The sequence below is a fragment of the Janthinobacterium sp. C22 genome (genome assembly GCF_057919405.1).
In genome coordinates this window covers 5147854-5164964 of sequence record NZ_CP193659.1, presented here as the reverse complement: position 1 = coordinate 5164964, position 17111 = coordinate 5147854, and the positions used below count along the sequence as shown (strand labels likewise).

Annotated in this window: 12 protein-coding genes and 1 pseudogene; 6 read left to right on the top strand and 7 right to left on the bottom strand. The window is 64.9% G+C overall.

What is annotated here, in order from left to right:
- Window positions 1–79 precede the first annotated feature (79 nt).
- Window positions 80–2380, top strand: a complete 2301-nt coding sequence (locus ACRHIG_RS24165) for a TonB-dependent hemoglobin/transferrin/lactoferrin family receptor (RefSeq protein WP_489628160.1) — start codon at window positions 80–82, stop codon at window positions 2378–2380.
- A 201-nt stretch (window positions 2381–2581) separates the two neighbouring features.
- On the opposite strand, the gene ACRHIG_RS24160 is transcribed toward ACRHIG_RS24165, so the two are convergent.
- The 3 genes from ACRHIG_RS24160 to ACRHIG_RS24150 all read right to left on the bottom strand — a co-directional run bounded on the left by ACRHIG_RS24160 (window position 2582) and on the right by ACRHIG_RS24150 (window position 6511).
- Entirely contained in the window at window positions 2582–3940 is a 1359-nt protein-coding gene (locus ACRHIG_RS24160) for a diguanylate cyclase (protein ID WP_489628159.1), read from the bottom strand.
- A gap of 289 nt (window positions 3941–4229) precedes the next feature.
- Window positions 4230–5423 carry an aminotransferase-like domain-containing protein gene (locus ACRHIG_RS24155; protein ID WP_489628158.1) on the bottom strand — a complete coding sequence of 398 codons (1194 nt, stop codon included), beginning with the start codon at window positions 5421–5423 and terminating at the stop codon, window positions 4230–4232.
- A 176-nt stretch (window positions 5424–5599) separates the two neighbouring features.
- Entirely contained in the window at window positions 5600–6511 is a 912-nt protein-coding gene (locus ACRHIG_RS24150) for a DMT family transporter (protein ID WP_489628157.1), read from the bottom strand.
- 134 nt (window positions 6512–6645) lie between these two features.
- Between ACRHIG_RS24150 and ACRHIG_RS24145 the strand changes: the two genes are divergently transcribed.
- From ACRHIG_RS24145 to ACRHIG_RS24130, 4 genes and pseudogenes are all read left to right on the top strand, one after another.
- Window positions 6646–8079, top strand: coding sequence for an aminotransferase-like domain-containing protein (locus tag ACRHIG_RS24145; protein ID WP_489628156.1), 1434 nt, complete (start codon window positions 6646–6648; stop codon window positions 8077–8079).
- A gap of 89 nt (window positions 8080–8168) precedes the next feature.
- Window positions 8169–10087, top strand: a pseudogene (htpG, locus tag ACRHIG_RS24140) (molecular chaperone HtpG).
- Window positions 10088–10187: 100 nt separating this feature from the next.
- Complete coding sequence (locus ACRHIG_RS24135; protein WP_489628155.1) at window positions 10188–10625, top strand: hypothetical protein; 438 nt, start codon at window positions 10188–10190, stop codon at window positions 10623–10625.
- Window positions 10622–10987, top strand: coding sequence for a hypothetical protein (locus ACRHIG_RS24130; protein ID WP_489628154.1), 366 nt, complete (start codon window positions 10622–10624; stop codon window positions 10985–10987). The genes ACRHIG_RS24135 and ACRHIG_RS24130 overlap by 4 nt, the downstream gene beginning before the upstream one ends.
- On the opposite strand, the gene ACRHIG_RS24125 is transcribed toward ACRHIG_RS24130, so the two are convergent.
- Window positions 10964–11695 carry an alpha/beta fold hydrolase gene (locus ACRHIG_RS24125; protein WP_489628153.1) on the bottom strand — a complete coding sequence of 244 codons (732 nt, stop codon included), beginning with the start codon at window positions 11693–11695 and terminating at the stop codon, window positions 10964–10966. The two genes, ACRHIG_RS24130 and ACRHIG_RS24125, sit on opposite strands and share 24 nt — an antisense overlap.
- 142 nt (window positions 11696–11837) lie before the next feature.
- Between ACRHIG_RS24125 and ACRHIG_RS24120 the strand changes: the two genes are divergently transcribed.
- A complete protein-coding gene (locus tag ACRHIG_RS24120; protein ID WP_489628152.1) occupies window positions 11838–12875 on the top strand; it encodes a hypothetical protein in 1038 nt (345 codons plus the stop codon).
- Between the two features lie 26 nt (window positions 12876–12901).
- On the opposite strand, the gene ACRHIG_RS24115 is transcribed toward ACRHIG_RS24120, so the two are convergent.
- From ACRHIG_RS24115 to ACRHIG_RS24105, 3 genes are read right to left on the bottom strand one after another with little or no spacing between them, the layout of a single operon-like run.
- Complete coding sequence (locus ACRHIG_RS24115; RefSeq protein WP_489628151.1) at window positions 12902–13927, bottom strand: leucine-rich repeat domain-containing protein; 1026 nt, start codon at window positions 13925–13927, stop codon at window positions 12902–12904.
- Between the two features lie 32 nt (window positions 13928–13959).
- On the bottom strand, window positions 13960–14979 hold the full coding sequence (locus tag ACRHIG_RS24110; protein ID WP_489628150.1) for a leucine-rich repeat domain-containing protein: 1020 nt from the start codon (window positions 14977–14979) through the stop codon (window positions 13960–13962).
- Between the two features lie 10 nt (window positions 14980–14989).
- Complete coding sequence (locus ACRHIG_RS24105; RefSeq protein ID WP_489628149.1) at window positions 14990–17044, bottom strand: hypothetical protein; 2055 nt, start codon at window positions 17042–17044, stop codon at window positions 14990–14992.
- Window positions 17045–17111 lie beyond the last annotated feature (67 nt).

The window sequence follows — 17111 nt, the reverse complement described above, 5'->3', positions numbered from 1 at the left end:
CCGCCGCAACGCTTCCGTCAACGCCGCCGCTTGATCGTGCACCGCCTTCCTCTGCCCTGCGTTTTTTCATTCCACAAGCATGAAGCAGCAAACCCAGGCAAGGATAGCGATGAAGAGCAGCAAACAAGGATTGACCCCGCTGGCCGCCGCGCTGGCGCTGGCATTGGGCGGCGCGCACGGCCATGCGTGGACGGCGGCCATGGCCGACAAGGCCGAGAAGGCTGGCGCCGTGCAGATGCCCGCCATCAGCGTGTTTGGCGACGCCATCAGCGCCGGCACGGCCGGACGCTCGTACATCAACAGCGCCGACATCGAGCGCCAGCAGGCCGATAATGTCGCCTCGCTGCTCGATACCTTGCCCGGCGTGGACCTGGCCGGCACGGCCCGCCCCAGCGGCCAAAGCCTGAATATCTGGGGCTTCAATAAAGTGCAGGACGTGAAAGTCATCCTCGACGGCGTGCCCAAGGGCTTCGAGAAATACCGCCAGGGCTCCATCTTCATCGAGCCGGAACTGATCAAGCAGATCGAAGTGAACAAGGGCGCGCATACTAGCTTGTACGGCAATGGCGGCTTCGGCGGCGTCATCACGGTCGAGACCAAGGATGCGCAGGACTTGCTGGAAGGCGGCGAGAGCGTGGGCGCCATGCTCAAGTACTCGCGCCACTCGAACAATGGCGAAAACGACGCCACCGTGGCCGTCTACGGCCGCACGCAAGACGGCCGCTTCGATGCGATGGCCTTCACCACGCAGCGCAAGTCCGACGATTTGCGCAAACCCGACGGCAAGCCATTCCGCTTTTCCGCCATCGACGCGCCATCGAGCCTGGCCAAGCTGAATATCCGGCTGACGCCGGAGCAGCTGCTGACCCTGACGGCGATGAAGGGCGGCAGTTCGGGCTGGGGTCCGTTCGCCGCCATGGGCGAGGACGTGCCCACGCCGACCGAGGCGGAAATCAAAAAGTATGGACTGGAAGAGGCGTGGCAGCGCAAGGCCGTCTACCGCGACCAGGACGACGACACCTATTCCGTGAAGTGGCAGTACGCGCCGCAAGATAATCCATGGATCAAGCTGACGGCCAGCGCCGGCTATTCGCACACGGACCAGCATGACAAGCGCCTGCCGTCCGCTTCGCTCGGTTCCTACCTGGGCTCCCTCGGCAACGAGAGCTGGGCCTCGTACGTGGACCGCATCGCGGAGGTGCGCAACGAAAGCGTGTTTGCGACGGGCGCCGTGTCGCACGTGCTGCAAACGGGCCTGCAATGGCACAAGAATGTGCGCGACACCCTGATGTACTATCCGTCGTCGACGGCGCTGAAAGACCCCAGCTACAACTACGGCTACTTCCAGCCCTATTACATGCCGGCCGGGCGCCAGGAAACCACGGGCCTGTATCTGCAGGATGCGATGACGTATGGCGACCTGACGCTGACGGCGGCCTTGCGCCACGACCGGGTCGTCTCCGAGGGCGTGCCGAACAAGGCGTCGCGCTACAACAGCCAGCTGGCGGCGGCCGGCCACGACTTCAGCGAAAAGGCGCACGAAGACTGGTCGCCCCGCCTGGGCCTGTTCTGGAAGGCGTCCGGCACGCTGGCCTTGTTCGGCGACTTGAGCCGCACCTGGCGCGCGCCGACGATCGACGAGATGTATTCGAACGAATACTATGTGTCGTCCCGGCTCGGTTCATCGACGCCGGGCACTAGCCGCGACCTGGCCGTCGAGCGCGTGACGGCCGTGCGCACGGGCGTCATGCTGCACCGCCAGAACGTCTTCATGGAGCGCGACGACGTGCAGCTGCGCCTGACGGCGTACCGAAACAAGGTCAGCGACAATATCGGCCCGCGCCTGGGCATCCTGATCGAAGGCTATGTGCCGGGATCGGGCAAGGTGCCGCCCGCCCTGTCGTCCTACCGCAACCTGGCCGGTTTCCATACGCAGGGCGTGGAGGTGGAGTCCTACTACAATTCGCCGCGCCTGTTCGCCAGCGCCTCGCTGTCGAAGCAGCGCGGCACGCGCACGGGTTCCCAGCGCGACCCGTGGGGCCGGGACGAACCCGTATCGACCATCGCGCCCGATAAATTGATGGCGGGCCTGGGCTGGCGCATGCCCGACCTTGGCGCCAGCATGGGCTGGCAGGGCCGCTTCGTGGCGAAGCAGGAGCGCGTGCTGCCGGTGGGGAATGTCTACCGTCTGCCGCCGTCGAAAGGCTATGCGCTGCATACCTTGTTCGCGTCGTGGAATGGCAGGCAGGGCGTGTGGCGCGGCACGGAAGTGCGGCTGACGGTCGATAATGTCTTCAACCGCAATTACATGCCTTACCTGAGCGAGGCGGTCACCGGTGTGGGACGCAATGCGAAGTTGAGCGTGTCGAGGAAGTTTTGATTAATTTTAGGAATAGCGGGCCGGAGACGCGGGCCTGAGAAAATGCCGATGGCAGCGTTGCAGCTTCCTTGCCGTACATGCGTACTGTCTGCGTCGCTGCGCCTTGCCCTCGACATTTTTCAGGCCCGCTTGGCCCGGAGTGCCATTGCGTGGGGCGTGGGCCTACTCCCGGTTCGCGACATGTTTCGTTGAACTTCCCTGTTAACGCAGTACGATCGCCTTGACCGTTTCCCAGGCCGTGCTGCCCGAGTGCGTGGCGCGGACCTGGTTGCGGCCCGCTTCCTTGGCCACGTACAGGGCGCGGTCGGCGGCGACGAACAACGCTTCGCGGTCGTCCAGCTGGTGCGGGCGGATGGTCGCCACGCCGATGCTGACGGTGATCCACGGCGAGGTGCTGGAGCGCGGGTGCGGTAATTGCAGCGCTTCGATGCTGGCGCGGATGGCCTCGGCCAGGTGCAGGGCGCTGGCCGCGTCCGTGTCGGCAAACAGCAGGACGAATTCCTCGCCGCCGTAGCGGGCCGCCAGGTCGCCGGAGCGGCTGGCATGCGCATCGATGGCTTGCGCCACCTGCTGCAGGCAGCTGTCGCCGGCCGGGTGGCCCAGGCTGTCGTTGTACAGCTTGAAGTGGTCGACGTCGAGCACCACCAGCGACAGGGCGCCGCCGCCGCGCACGGCGCGCTGCCACTCTTTGTCCAGGAAGCTGTCGAAATGCCGGCGATTGGCGATCTGCGTCAGCGGGTCGAGATAGGCGGCGCGCTGCAGCGCGTCTTCCGACTGCTTGTGGTGCGTGATGTCGTGCAGCAGGCCGATATACAGGGGCTGGCGCAGATACATGGGCGTGAGGGTCAGATCCATGCTCAGCGCCGCGCCGTTGCGGTGGCGGATCGCCACTTCGCGCGTGCCGTGGTTGTGCGCCTTTTCCGGATTGGCCGCGTGCATGGCGAAGTAATCGAGGTATTCCTGCGTCACGAGGGGGCTGAGCAGCTCGCCGATGGAACGCCCAGCCAGTTCGTTTTCGCGGTAGCCCAGATACTGGTCGCAGGCCGGGTTGGTGTACTGGATGCGCCCGTCGGCCTCGATGATCAGCAAGCCCTCGGCCATGTTGTTGACGATGGTGCGCAGGCGCTCGGCCTGTTCCTGCTGGGTTTCATTGTTGCTGCGGATTTGCAGCTGGGCGCGCACGCGCGCGCGCACTTCGGCCATGCGCAGCGGCTTGCTGATGTAGTCGACGGCGCCGCAGTCGAAGCCGGCCACCACGTCTTCCGTTTCCGTCTTCGCGCTCATGAAGATGACGGGGATGCGCTGCGTCAGCGGGTGCTGCTTGAGGCGGCGGCACGTCTCGATGCCATCCATGTCCGGCATCATCACGTCGAGCAGGATCAGGTCGGGCTGGGCGCGCTGGGCGATCTCCAGCGCCCGTGCGCCGGACGTGGCGACATAGGTCTGATAACCCTGCTCGCTCATCAGCTTGCGCAGCAGCTCAAGGTTGGCCGGCGCATCGTCGACAATCAAAATCGCGGCTTCTTGCCGCTGGGAATGCCCCACACTGCCTGGACTCATTGCTACCGGCCTTCTCGGATGTACTCTGCGCTGCCAGCATTTGCTGCATTGTCGGTGATGCTGAGCGGATTCAAATCTGATACAGCGGTCAAATCATACCGCCTTGCTAATTTTTTGGGTGAAAAAATCGATGTTGCGCGAGGCGTGAAAATATTATTTTTATGATATTTTTAAAAATAAATACACGCAGTTGCTATCGTGAAAGCGTTTTTTAGGCGGAAAAGACGCGTGCCCGGTGGCGCTGGGGCAGCTGGGACACGCCCGCGGCCGCGGGGCGTGAAGAGGCGAGTTACATTTTTGCGGCGATCAGTTTGCCCAGGATGGCGATGCCTTCGCGGATGCGTTCCGGCGGCACCGTCACGAACGACAGGCGCAGGGTGTGCGTGTCCGGCGTGTTCGCGTAGAACGGCGCGCCCGGCACGAAGGCGACCTTGTTGGCGATGGCTTCGTCGAGCAGCTTCATCGCATCGATATGTTTCGGCAGGGTGACCCAGATGAACATGCCGCCTTCCGGCTTGGTCCAGGTGACGCCGGCCGGGAAGTGCTCTTCCAGCGCCGACAGCATGGCCTGGCACTGGTTGCCGTACAGGCTGCGGATGCTGGGGATATGCCGCTCCAGGAAGCCATCCTTGATCACTTCATGCACGACCATCTGCGTCAGCTGCGAGGTGTGCAGGTCGGCCGCCTGCTTGGCCAGTTCCAGGCGGCGCACCAGCGGCATCGGCGCCACCACGTAGCCGAGGCGGATGCCGGGCGTGAGCACTTTCGAGAACGAGCCCATGTAGATGACGCCGTCCGGATTCATGTTGATCATCTTCGGATACGGCTCGCCGCTGTAGCTCAGGGCGCCGTACGGATCATCCTCGATCAGCGGCAGGCCGTGGCGGGCGCAGGTCTCCACCAGTTCCACGCGGCGCGCCACGGACAGGCTGCGGCCCGTCGGGTTCTGGAAGTTCGGCAGCGCGTACAAGAGCCGCGCGCCATCGGCGACGGGGTTGATGGATGACGGCACCAGGCCTTCGTCATCGGTATCGACGGAAACGAATTCGGGACGGTAGACGGAAAACGCCTGCAGGGCGCCCAGGTAGCTGGGGGTTTCCACCAATACCTTGCTGCCTTCGTCGATCAGGACCTTGCCCAGCAAGTCCAGCGCCTGCTGCGAGCCGGACGTCATCAGTACCTGTTCCGGCAGGATGGTGCTGCCATTGCTGGAGAGCGAGTCGGCGATCCACTGGCGCAGCGGCAGGTAGCCGTCGGTGGGGCCGTATTGCAGGGCCACCTTGCCATTGTTCGACAGGACCTTGTCGAAGGCGGTTTTCATTTCTTCCACGGGGAAGGTGGCGGGCGAGGGCAGGCCGCCGGCAAACGAGATGATCTCGGGACGCTGCGTGATCTTCAGGATTTCGCGGATGAACGAGCTTTGCAGCTGTTCCGCGCGTTCGGCAAAGCGCCATTGGATCGGATTCGGATTTTCAATTTTCATACGAGTCTCACAGAAGATGCCGAGCTGCGCCGGCTGGATTTGTTGGCCCGCTTGTGGCGGTGCGTGCGCAAGCGGCGCCGGATAGGCGCCGCCATGGTGCTGCGGTATTGTACGGCTTGCACGCCGCCGTGCCCATCCGCACGCGCAACGGCGTTGCAAATGGGCGTCAAGGAACCTTACTTCAGCTTGCGTCCTATGGCCACGACGGCGATCACGGCGCCGGCAAACAGCAGGCTTTCGCCCGTCAATGGCTCGTGCAGCAGCACGGCCGCGCCCACCAGGGTGAGGAAGGGCTGCAGCAGCTGCGTCTGGCCCACGCGGGCCACGCCGCCCAGCGCCATGCCCCGGTACCAGAAGAAAAAGCCGATAAACATGGAAAACACGGAGATATACGCAAAGCCCAGCCAGGCGGCGCCGCTGGCCTGCGCCATCAGCGCGCGCTGCGGCCAGGCGTTCCACAGCACCACGGGCAAGACAAAAGGCACGGCCAGCAGCAGGGCCCAGGAAATCACGTGCTGGCCCGGCATCGCTTGCGCCAGGCGCCCGCCTTCCGCGTAGCCGAGGGCGCCGAGCAGCACGGCGGCGAACATCAGCCAGTCGGCCAGGTGGAAGCTGCCGCCGCCCTGGCGCAGCGCGAACGCCACCACCAGCGCAGTGCCGAGCAGGGCCATCAGCCAGAAGCCCGGGGACGGACGTTCCTTGCCGCGCATTACGGCAAACACGGCGGTCGCCAGCGGCAGGATGCCGACCAGCACGGCGCCGTGCGAGGCGGGCAGGCTGCGCATGGCGATCGACGTCAGCCAGGGAAAGCCCAGCACGCAGCCCAGCGACACGAGCGCCAGCGGCAGCCATTGTTCGCGGCGCGGCAGCGGCGCGCGCTGCTGCCATAGCCACAGACCGGCCAGGCCGGCGGCCACGAGGGCGCGGCCCAGGGCGACAAAGGTGGGATCGAGTTCGGCCACCGCCAGGCGCGTAAACGGCAGGGTCAGGCTGAAGAGGGCGACGGCGATGAGGCCCAGCAGCAGGCCCTTGCGGTCGGCGCCGAGGCGCAGGGGAGAAGTGGGGGAGGTGGTGGCGTGCGATGGCATGGCTGTCCTGGTACGGGTGGCATGGGTAAATAAAGCGGGGTGGATCAATCCGCCCCGTGCTGCTATCCTAGAGGTGAATAGCAATACAGTACAAATACACTTTCACGCATAATTTCACATACTGTCATGGTCATATGAGCAATACACCCGCCTTGCCGTCCCTGCCCTTGCTGTCGCGCGCCTCGGGCGAAACCCTGATCGACCAGATCGCGCGTTCGCTGGCGGCGCGCATCGACGACAAGCTGCTGCGCGGCGGCGCGCGCATGCCCTCGATCCGCCAGTGCGCCGCCAGCCTGGACGTGTCGTGCGCCACGGTGGTGGCCAGCTACGACAAGCTGGTGGCGCGCGGCTACCTGGAATCGCGGCGCGGCGCCGGCTTTTTCGTGCGCGAGCGCTCGCCGCTGAACACGCCGGCGCCGCCCGTCGGCGCGCAGGACGCGGCGGCGCAGCCGATGGACGTCGTCTGGCTGATCCGTAACATGTTCCGCCAGACGCCGGTCATCCCCGCGCCCGGCACCGGCATGCTGCCCGCCGAATGGCTCGATGGCGAGCTGGTGGCGCGTGCCTTGCGCGACGTCAGCCGCCAGCCGGGCAGCCTGCTGCTCGGGTACGGATCGCCGCAGGGCTTTCTGCCGCTGCGCCAGCAGTTGCAGCTGAAGCTGGCCGGCCTGGAAATCGCCTGTCCGCCCGAGCAGATCGTCACCACGGTGGGCGTGATGCAGGCGCTGGACCTGGTGGCGCGCGAGTTTGCCCGCCCCGGCGACACCATTTTCGTCGACGATCCCGCGTATTGGCTGATGTTCGGCGCCTTTGCCGCCATGGGCATGCACGTCATCGGCATCCCGCGCTTGCAGGACGGCCCCGATATCGCCGTGCTGGCCGAGCTGGCGGCGCTGCACCGCCCCAAGCTGTACGTGATCAATTCGGTGCTGCACAACCCCAGCTCGACGTCGCTGTCGGCCGCCAAGGCGTTCCAGGTGCTGCGCCTGGCCGAACAGCACGATTTCCTCATCGTCGAGGATGACATTTATTGCGACATGCACCCGGGCGGCGCGGTGCAGGCGGCCACCCGCCTGGCCGCGCTGGACCAGCTGCGCCGCGTGATTTACCTGGGCGGCTTTTCCAAGAGCCTGTCGGCCAACCTGCGCGTGGGCTTCATCGCCACCTCGCCGGAATGGGCGCAGCGGCTGGCCGACCGCAAGATGCTGGCCACGCTCACCACCAGCGACATCGGCGAGCGCGTGGTGTACAAAATCCTCTCGCAAGGGCTGTACCGCAAGCATGCGGAGCGCCTGCGCGCGCGGCTCGACAAGGTGCGCGAGGGCACGTACCGCCGCGCCGAGCGGGCCGGCCTGCGCTTCGATCCCGCGCCGGCCGGCATGTTCATCTGGGCCGATGCGGGCTGCGACACGAATGTGCTGGCCGAGAAGGCGCTGGCCGAAGGCCTGGTGCTGGGGCCGGGCAGCCTGTTCTCGCCGCGCCAGCTGCCGTCGACCCGCATGCGCCTGAACCTGGCCACCGTGCAGGACCAGCGCGTCTGGGACTTTTTCGGCCGCGCGCTGGGATAAGACACGGCGTGAAACGGGAGCCCTTGAAATCGCTTATATAATCCCCAACTTCATCAAATCCGTCCCATCCACAAGACTATGAGGTAAAAATGGCTGTCTCCGAAAAGCAAACCCTGGGTTTTCAGACCGAAGTGAAGCAAATGCTGCACCTGATGATCCATTCGCTGTACTCAAACAAGGAAATCTTCCTGCGCGAATTGATCTCGAACGCGTCCGACGCGGCCGACAAATTGCGCTTCGAAGCGATCGATAACGACGCCCTGTACGGCAACGATCACGAATTGAAGATCAAGGTCAGCTTCGACAAGGATGCGCGCACCATCACCATTTCCGACAACGGCATCGGCATGACCCGCGACGAGGCGATCTCGCACCTGGGCACCATCGCCAAGTCGGGCACCAAGGAATTCTTCGGCAAGCTGTCGGGCGACCAGCAGCAGGACGCGGCCCTGATCGGCCAGTTCGGCGTGGGCTTCTATTCGGGCTTCATCGTCGCCGACAAGATCACCGTCGAAACGCGCCGCGCCGGCGTGGACGCTTCCGAAGGCGTGCGCTGGGAGTCGGCCGGCGAAGGCGATTACAGCATCGAATCGATCGACAAGCCGTCGCGCGGCACGGACATCATCCTGCACCTGCGCGAAGGCGAGGACGAATTGCTGTCGAGCTGGAAGATCAAGTCCATCATCCGCAAATACTCGGACCATATCTCGCTGCCGATCGTGATGCGGAAGGAAGAATGGGACGACGAGAAAAAGAAACCGTCCTGAAAGACGACTTCGAAACCGTCAACCAGGCCAGCGCCCTGTGGGCCCGCAACAAGGCCGACATCACGCCGGAACAGTACGACGAATTCTACAAGCACGTGTCGCACGACTTCCAGTCGCCGCTGACGCACACGCACAACCGCGTGGAAGGCCGCAGCGAATACACGCAGCTGCTGTACATCCCGGCCAAGGCGCCGTTCGACATGTGGGACCGCAACAAGCGCGGCGGCATCAAGCTGTACGTCAAGCGCGTCTTCATCATGGACGATGCCGAGCAGCTGATGCCGACCTATCTGCGCTTCGTGCGCGGGGTGATCGATTCGGCCGATCTGCCGCTGAACGTATCGCGTGAAATCCTGCAGGAATCGCGCGACGTCAAGGTCATCCGCGAAGGCTCGACCAAACGCGTGCTGGGCATGCTGGAAGAACTGGCGAACGCGGACGAGCAGGACAAGAAGGACAAGTACGCCGTCTTCTGGAAGGAATTCGGCCAGGTGCTGAAGGAAGGCATCGGCGAAGACGCGGCCAACAAGGAGCGCCTGGCCAAGCTGCTGCGCTTTGCCTCGACGGCCAACGACAGCGACGGGCAAATCACTTCGTTCGCCGACTACGTGGCGCGCATGAAGGAAGGCCAGGACAAGATCTATTACGTCACGGCCGACAACTACGCCGCAGCGAAAAACAGCCCGCACCTGGAAATCTTCCGCAAGAAGGGCGTCGAAGTGCTGCTGCTGACGGACCGCGTCGATGAATGGATGCTGTCCTTCCTGCAGGATTTCGAAGGCAAGGAACTGGTCTCCGTCGCCAAGGGCGGCCTGGACCTGGGCGCGCTGGAAGACGAGGCGGAAAAGAAAGAGCACGAAGAAACGGAAACCTCGTACGCCGACCTGGTGGGCAAAATGAAGACCGTGCTGGCCGACAAGGCCAAGGACGTGCGCGTGACGTTCCGCCTGACCGATTCGCCAGCCTGCCTGGTGGCCGATGAAAACGAATTGTCGGGCAACCTGCTGCGCATGCTGAAGGCGGCGGGCCAGAGCGCGCCGGAATCGAAGCCGATCTTGGAAATCAACCCGAACCACCCGCTGGTGACGCGTCTGAAATACGAGGACGCGGAAGGCGGCAAGTTCGGCGACTGGGCCAACATCCTGTTCGACCAGGCCATGCTGGCCGAAGGCGGTTCGCTGGCCGACCCGGCCAGTTTCGTCAAACGCCTGAACGAGTTGCTGCTCAATACGGCGAAGTAATCGCTTAGCTGCAAACGTCATCAAGCCGGCCCTTTCTGCACGAAAGGGCCGGCTTTTTTTATGCTACAGTGCGCGATTATTTTATTTTATGGAAATAGCAATGGCGCATTGCCCGGCATGTGACAGTTCCAACATTCAACGCCTCTCCATGGTGCATGCCTCCGGCATTTCCGGCACCTCTACCCATATCTCGGGCAGGATCGATGGTGATTTCATCCACGGTCATGCGCATACGCGCAGCCAGACCTTGTTGTCGCGCCAGACCGCCGGGCCGACGATGCAGACCCACCAGAAGGTAGGGCTGATCGTGTTGGGCGTGATCATTTTTGTCATCGCCGCCGTCATCTTTTACCAGGCTGGCGCAAATGGCCTGTTCTGGATCTTCGTGGCAGGGGGTGTCGTCTCCGTCGCCTTGTCGCAAACGTCCTTCGTCGCCAATTGGGACAAGGAGGCCGCCGCCTTGCAGGATAAATATGCGCGTACCTTCATGTGCCATGCCTGCGGCCACCGCTTCATTCCTGTACTCAAGCAACCGTGAAAATCCGCCTGATGGCGGGCCTGGGCGCGCACGCGCTGGGCTGCCTGCTGTTTATTGTATTGAGCTGGCTGGGTTTTTACCTGTACACGCAGCTGTTCGGCAGCCTCGGCTCGCGCGGCGTGGCCGGCGGCCTGGCCCTGCTGCTGGTGTTTTATGTGTATGCGGGCACGAATCTGCTGCTGGCGCTGCTGCCGCCCGGCAGGGTGAAACCGCTGCTGTGCGCCGTGCTGGGCGCGGCCGTGCTGGCGTATCTGCTGCCCCAGCATCCACTGCGGGCCATCTACTTCAGCGTGCTGTCGGGCGGCTTGAGCTGGCTGGCCGTGCTGGCCAGCGCGCGCTTAAGCGGGTATTTGCGGGGCTGACAGGCTTGTAATAAAAGCGGCCACCGCATCGGCGGCCGCTTCCGGCGCCGCCTGCAGCAGCATGTGCGGCGCGGCGATGTCGACCAGTTGCGCGCCCGCTGCCTGCCGCAGTATCTGCACGGCGTTCGCCGGCGGCACCAGGCGGTCGTGGCGGCCACGCAGATACAGCACGGGCAGGCTGCCGCGCACAAACGCCTGCGTGGCGTCGGCATCGATCACGGCGCGCAGGCGCTGGCGCAGCACGCTGGGCGGCACTTGCGCCAGCGCCGCGGCCAGTTCGGCCTGCAACTCCGGCGTGGCGCATGGCGCGAGCAGCGCCTGGCGCAGGGCGAAGCCGGGCAGGGCGCCAAAGGGCACCAGGCCGAGCAGGTGGCGCAGCGGCGCCAGCATCGGGCGCGGATTGCGCACGAACGAACAGCACAGGACCAGGGCGCGCATGCCGGGCGGCGGATCGGCGCGCAAAGCAGTCCCCAGCGGACCCGAAAACGATTCGGCCAGCACGACGAACGGCCGGCCCTGCGGCAAGCGCGCGCGCACGAACGCTTCCAGCGCCGCATAGTCCAACGGCGCGGCCGGGTAGGCGATGGCCTGGGTGTCGATGGCGGTTCGCGCACGCACGGCGGCGTCAAAGCGGTGGAACAGCCGTGCCGTGCCATCCATGCCGGGCAGGAGGACAAGCAGTGTCGGGGCAGGGGAGGGGATCGTCATCGCGGCCATCATACCAGCCCGCCGATGCGCGCGCCGTCCGCCTGCCGCACGGCATGGGCGCTGGCGCCATGCTAGAATCGCCGGCGCGCCATGCGTGGCCAGCGGCCGCTGGTGGCGGCCAAATCCCCCGACAGACAGAATCATGCATATCATCTTTTCGAATTACCGTACCCTGGGCGGCGCCTTGCTGGCAGCGGCCTGCGTCCTTTCCCAGCCCGCCCGCGCCACGGCGGCGCCCTCGGCGCCGGCCGGGAAAAGCCTGTCCGCCCTGCTGGCCCGCGGCCCCTTGCCGCGCCTGAGCGAAGATCCGCAAGTGCGCGCGGCCCTGTTCGATTTCTTCGGCTACGCGCGCGGCAGCTACACGGAGGACGATGAACTGCTGCTGGCGCAGGCGCTCGAGGCGATCAGCGAAAAGCGCGACGCCACGCGCACCGTGCTGGCCGATGGCCGCCAGTTGCTGGCGTCGATGAATGACCGCAAGCAGGGGCGCGAACGGGGCGCCATGCTGCTCGACAAGCGCGGCGTCATCATCGCCTTTGGCCTGGTCAACGGACATTGCCGCCTGGAGGGCCAGCCGCTGGCGAAAGTCTGCAATCCCGATCCGAATGCCGTGCTGACGGTATTCCACCGCAAGGGCATGCTGGTCGGGGATGCGGCGCCCTTGCTGGCCTGGGCCCGGCAATTGCCGCCCATGCTGGCGCTGATCGCGGGCGACAAGGAAGCGGGCGCCGATGGGCAGAAGATCGCCAGCGTCGAATACGTGCTGGCGCAGCCGGCCCTGCCGGGCTGGAACCGCGCCCAGCTGCCACCCGCCTATCCGCCGGCGCTGCTGCCGTTGCTGCTCGATAAATCGACGGTGCTGACGTCGGCCGGCGCCGGCGTGTTTGCCTATCCGCTCACGCTCAAGGGCAAGAAACAGACCAATGTGCTGGACCATGCCGAAGGCCGCCCGCCGCGCGACCTGGAAGTGGCGCTGCGCAGCTATGCCAGTTTCGACACGGTGGTCGAGCGCTACCGCCAGCTGGCCAAGGGCGCCAGGCTGCAGCGCAACGAGCGCACGGCCTACCTCGATGGCGACATGGGACAGGGCAGCTACCGCGTCTACATCCGCAACACGGGCGCGGATGGCGTGATGATCGATGTGGCGCTGTGGCAGCGCAGGCTGGCGGCCAGCCGCTGATTTTAGCGTTGCTGTCAGAGCTGTTGTCAGTAGTAGAGCGCCATGGCGTAACCGAGTTGCGTCAATTGCGCGCGGATTGCGTCGTCGCGCTTTTTTGCTCCCGTCGAAAAACTCAGCTGCTTTAATGCGGCCGGCATGGTCGCGGCCAGCAGCGCATCGATATCGAGCCGCGTCATGTGCACGGCCAGCGCCTGTAGCGCAGGCAAGCCCGCGAGGCCGCTCAGGTGCTCGATGGCCTTGCAATTGCGCAGAACCAGCCATGCCAGCGCCGGGTTGGCGCCCAGCCGTACTTCCTTCACCTGACTCTGGTCTTCCACCGACAGCCGCTCCAGTTGCGGAAAGCGGCCGATGTCGCCCAGGTCTTCCAGTCCGCGCACGCGCGCCACTTCAAGCTCCCGCAGCCGCGGCGCCGTGACGTGGGCGATCGATGTCCGCCCTCCCAGGATAAAGCACAGCCGCTCCAGCGCCGGCATGGCGCCGATGAAGTCCACGTCATCCTTGCTTTTGATCTGCGCCAGCGTTAACTTTGCCAGCGTTGGCACGGCGGTGATCGCCTCGATGTTTTTCGCGTGGCCGGCAGTATGCAGCTGCGTCAGCCGCTTCCAGTGCCGCAGCGGCGCCAGGTCGATATGCGCCCTGGCCGTTGGCTCCAGGCTCAGGGATTCCAGGCCGCGCAGGTTGTCCAGCGCCAGGATGTCGCCTTCGGCCAGGTGATGCACGCCCAGGCACAGGCGCTTCAAGTGGCTCAGGCCGCCCAGCTGCTCCAGGTGGATGGCGCGCATGTGGCAGTCGAGCGACAGGTTGACGGCATGCGGCAGCGCGCGCAGCACGCGGGCGTCGAAAGGCCGGGTGCTGGCGCCAAAGAAGCGGATCTCCAGCGCCGTTCCGCAAGTGGAGGCCAGCGCATCGAGGCTGGCCAGCAGCGGCGCCGGCAGGCGGTCCTGCGTGAATTGAATGACCACCTGTTCGCCCTGGTCTATGCACGCGCGGATGGCGGCGGCATCGATGTGGGCCGGTTGATGGATGCGTTCCTGCACGGGTGGCTGGTACATGGGCGGGTTCCGGAGGGGGAATGGAATGCTGCTTACGGGCGGGGCGTGTCGTAGCCATGCTCCGCCAGCTGCGCGGCGATGGCGTCGTCGCGTGTTTTCCTGCCGGTGCGCAGGCGCACGTGCGTCAGCGACGCGGGCAGATCCTGCAGCAGTGCGTCCACGTCGAGCAGGGTTTCCGACGCCGACAGCTGGCGCAGGGCGGGCAAGGCGGCGAGGCCGGGCAGGCTGTCGAGCGTCTTGCAGGTGTGCAGATTCAGGCGCTCGAGCACGGAATTGGGCCCCAGCGCGATCTGCCGCAGCTTGATCTGGTCTTCCACCCATAGCGCCTGCAACAGCGGGAAACGGCCGATATCGCCCAGCGTTTCCAGACCACGCACGCGTATCACTTCCAGTTTCCTCAATAGCGGCGCCTCGATGTGTGCAAGCGATGCGCGGCCGCCCAGCTGCAACAGCAGCTTGTCCAGGCGGCTCATCTCCGAGATGAAATCGAGCGCCACCTTGTTCTTGATGCGGTACAGCGACAGCTCGTGCAGCGCCGGCAGGCTGGCCAGGGTCTCGATGTGCTGGTGGTGGCCTTCGATGGTCAGGCAGGTCAGGTGCGCATACTGGCGCAGGGGCGCCAGGTCGATATTGTTCCTGGCCGACTCGCCCAGATGCAGGTGTTCGAGGGCGCGCAAATTGTCCAGTTGCAGGATGTCGCCTTGCGCCAGCTCGTACACGCCCAGGCTCAGGCGCTTCAGGTGCCGCAGTTCGCCCAGCGCTTCCAGGTGGATGGCTTGCCGGTGGCAATCGATGGACAGGCTGGCCACATGCGGCAGCGCGCGCAGGATGCGGGCATCGAACACCCTCGGGTCGTAGCCGTAGATGCGGATGGTCAGCGCCGTGCCGCAAGTGGCGGCCAGGGCGTCGAGGTCGGCCAGCAGCGGCGCCGGCTCGGCCAGGGTATTGAACTGCACCAGCACCTCTTGGCCGCCCGCGATGGCGGCGCGGATCGCCCCGGCATCGATGCGCTCGGGATTCTGGATGCGCTGCGGCTGTCTTGTTTGCGTCATCGTCACAGTCCTATCGGGTAGTCGACCTTCCTGGGGGGCAGCCTTCCGGCCCCGGGAACGTCTGCTTGCCCGTGTCGTCGTAGCGCTTGCCGCATTCGACGAGCATGCGCTTGCGGAAGGTGTAGATGCTGGCCACCTTGCCATTCGGGTGGTAGCAGATATTGTCGCCATCGCGGTCGGCCGAAGCGTAGCTGATCATGGTTTCGCCGTTCACCGTGCGCGTGCTGTGGCCGCTGCGCGGCTCCGTACATTTGAGCTGGCCGCTTTCGTAATACGCGTTGACGACGGAAGTGTCGGCGGCGCGGTCGACCAGCAGTTCATCCTTGCGCTTGCCGTTCGGGTAGTTCGAATAGCCTTCCTGGCGCTGGCCGTACTGGAAGGCGTAATAGTACTGCGGCTTGCCGTCCGGGTAGTACATGTGGTGGTACTCGCACACGTCGTCGCGCGTGCTGCCGTACTCCTTGAAGGTACAGCGGTGGATGTCGTTGAGCAGCTGGCCGTCCTCATAGTATTCGCGCAGGTGCGTGAGCAGGCGTCCCTGGTCGATGACGGCCAGGCGTTCCGGCTTGCCGTTCGGGTAGTAGCGCGCATCGAGGCCCTGCTTCTTGCCGTTGTCCCACAAGGTGTCGAGGCGCAGGATATTGCCGCTGTCGTCGAACGCCTGTTCCCGCCCATCGAGCTGGCCGTTGCGGTAGGTGGCCGTGTAGACCACGTATTCCTTGCCGGCCGGGCCCAGATAGCGCGTGCGGCTGCCATCGAGCACGCCCGCCTGGTAATGGTCGCGCTGGCGCAGCGCGCCTTGCGCATCCGTGTCCAGGGCCTCACCCTGTTTTTTGCCTTTCACAAAAGCGACGCTTTGCGTGGCCTTGTCCTTGAGCTTGAGCGTCCACGGGCCGTCGCGCAAACCGTCGATAAAGCTGCCGTCGCCGTCTTCCGTGATCCACGCGCCATGGCGCGCGCCGTTGACGTAGTTGCCGCGCGTACGCAGCTTGCCGCCCATGCGGCGTTCGTGCGGGCCGTTCAGCTGGCCATCCGCGTAGGTGTCGAAGCCCGTCACTTCCTCTTCATCGGCATAGTTGACGACCGTCCAGCGGCCTTCCCGCTTGCCGGCCCGGTACATGCCGCTCTCGCTCTGTTTGGGATAATTGAAGTACCACATGCCTTCTTGCAGTCCGTCGACGAAGTGCCCCTTTTCGCTGCCTTCGTGCATGCCCTCGCGCACCCACAGGCCCTGGCGCTTGCCTTTCGCGTACTGGCCCCGCTCGACCACCGAACCGTCGTCCCAGGCCAGGCTGTAGATGACGGACGGGCCGTCTTCGCTGCCCGTGAACTGTTTCGGCGCCGTTTCCCACGTCACTTGCCACAGGCGGTAATTGGGCAGGATGCCGGCGCCTGCATCGCTGTACAGCGTGTAGCTGGCGGTGAGAAAACGCTCGCCTTTTTTCAGGAAGGTTTTCTTGTAGGTGATGGCGTCCTTGCCGCCGGGCGCCACAGGCTTGCCTTCGTCGCTGTAGTAGCCGACGATGCTGCCTTGCGTATGGTCGATGGCGTCGAAGTCCGCATTGCCGCTCTTGCCGCGCGCGACGCTGTAGTCCATCGGCGCCAGTTTCGCCAGCGCGGCCTTGACCTGGCCCGCGTTGGGGGCGGCGCTTTGCGCCACGATGCGGTTCAGGGCCGGCTGCAAGCCGTCGAGGCGCCGGTACTTGCCGGAGCTGCGGTGGTAGCGGTAGGCGCGCAAGCCGTTCCTGTCGCCCTGGCGGAACAGCACCAGCATGGTTTGCACGCTGGTGTCCGATTCCTTGTCCAGCGACGCATAGAAGACGGAGCGGATGACGGCATTGCCGAACTGGTCGAGCAGGAAGGTCTTCGAAGCGCTGTTCGTGCACTCGCAGTAATAGCCGTTGACGCCGTCTTTTTCCTTGATGAAGGCGATGTCCAGGCCGCTGTCTTGCGAGGCGCTGATGGCGGGATGGGCGAGACTCTTGCCTTCGTAGAAGGGCGCGCCGTGGGCGAGGGCGGAGCAAAGCAGCAATGGCAGGAGAACTGGCAAGAGCGGACGTTTCATCGTAAGGCTGGCGCCGGGGCGCCGCAATGGAAAGGCAACGATTCTGCCTGCGTTCTTACTTGTGGGC

What these genes read in the sequence shown, in the direction of transcription:
- ACRHIG_RS24165 (WP_489628160.1), top strand. Translation starts at nt 80, where the DNA reads ATGAAGCAGCAAACCCAGGCAAGGATAGCGATGAAGAGCAGCAAACAA.
- ACRHIG_RS24160 (WP_489628159.1), bottom strand. Translation starts at nt 3,940, where the DNA reads ATGAGTCCAGGCAGTGTGGGGCATTCCCAGCGGCAAGAAGCCGCGATT.
- ACRHIG_RS24155 (WP_489628158.1), bottom strand. Translation starts at nt 5,423, where the DNA reads ATGAAAATTGAAAATCCGAATCCGATCCAATGGCGCTTTGCCGAACGC.
- ACRHIG_RS24150 (WP_489628157.1), bottom strand. Translation starts at nt 6,511, where the DNA reads ATGCCATCGCACGCCACCACCTCCCCCACTTCTCCCCTGCGCCTCGGC.
- ACRHIG_RS24145 (WP_489628156.1), top strand. Translation starts at nt 6,646, where the DNA reads ATGAGCAATACACCCGCCTTGCCGTCCCTGCCCTTGCTGTCGCGCGCC.
- ACRHIG_RS24135 (WP_489628155.1), top strand. Translation starts at nt 10,188, where the DNA reads ATGGCGCATTGCCCGGCATGTGACAGTTCCAACATTCAACGCCTCTCC.
- ACRHIG_RS24125 (WP_489628153.1), bottom strand. Translation starts at nt 11,695, where the DNA reads ATGACGATCCCCTCCCCTGCCCCGACACTGCTTGTCCTCCTGCCCGGC.
- ACRHIG_RS24120 (WP_489628152.1), top strand. Translation starts at nt 11,838, where the DNA reads ATGCATATCATCTTTTCGAATTACCGTACCCTGGGCGGCGCCTTGCTG.
- ACRHIG_RS24115 (WP_489628151.1), bottom strand. Translation starts at nt 13,927, where the DNA reads ATGTACCAGCCACCCGTGCAGGAACGCATCCATCAACCGGCCCACATC.
- ACRHIG_RS24110 (WP_489628150.1), bottom strand. Translation starts at nt 14,979, where the DNA reads ATGACGCAAACAAGACAGCCGCAGCGCATCCAGAATCCCGAGCGCATC.
- ACRHIG_RS24105 (WP_489628149.1), bottom strand. Translation starts at nt 17,044, where the DNA reads ATGAAACGTCCGCTCTTGCCAGTTCTCCTGCCATTGCTGCTTTGCTCC.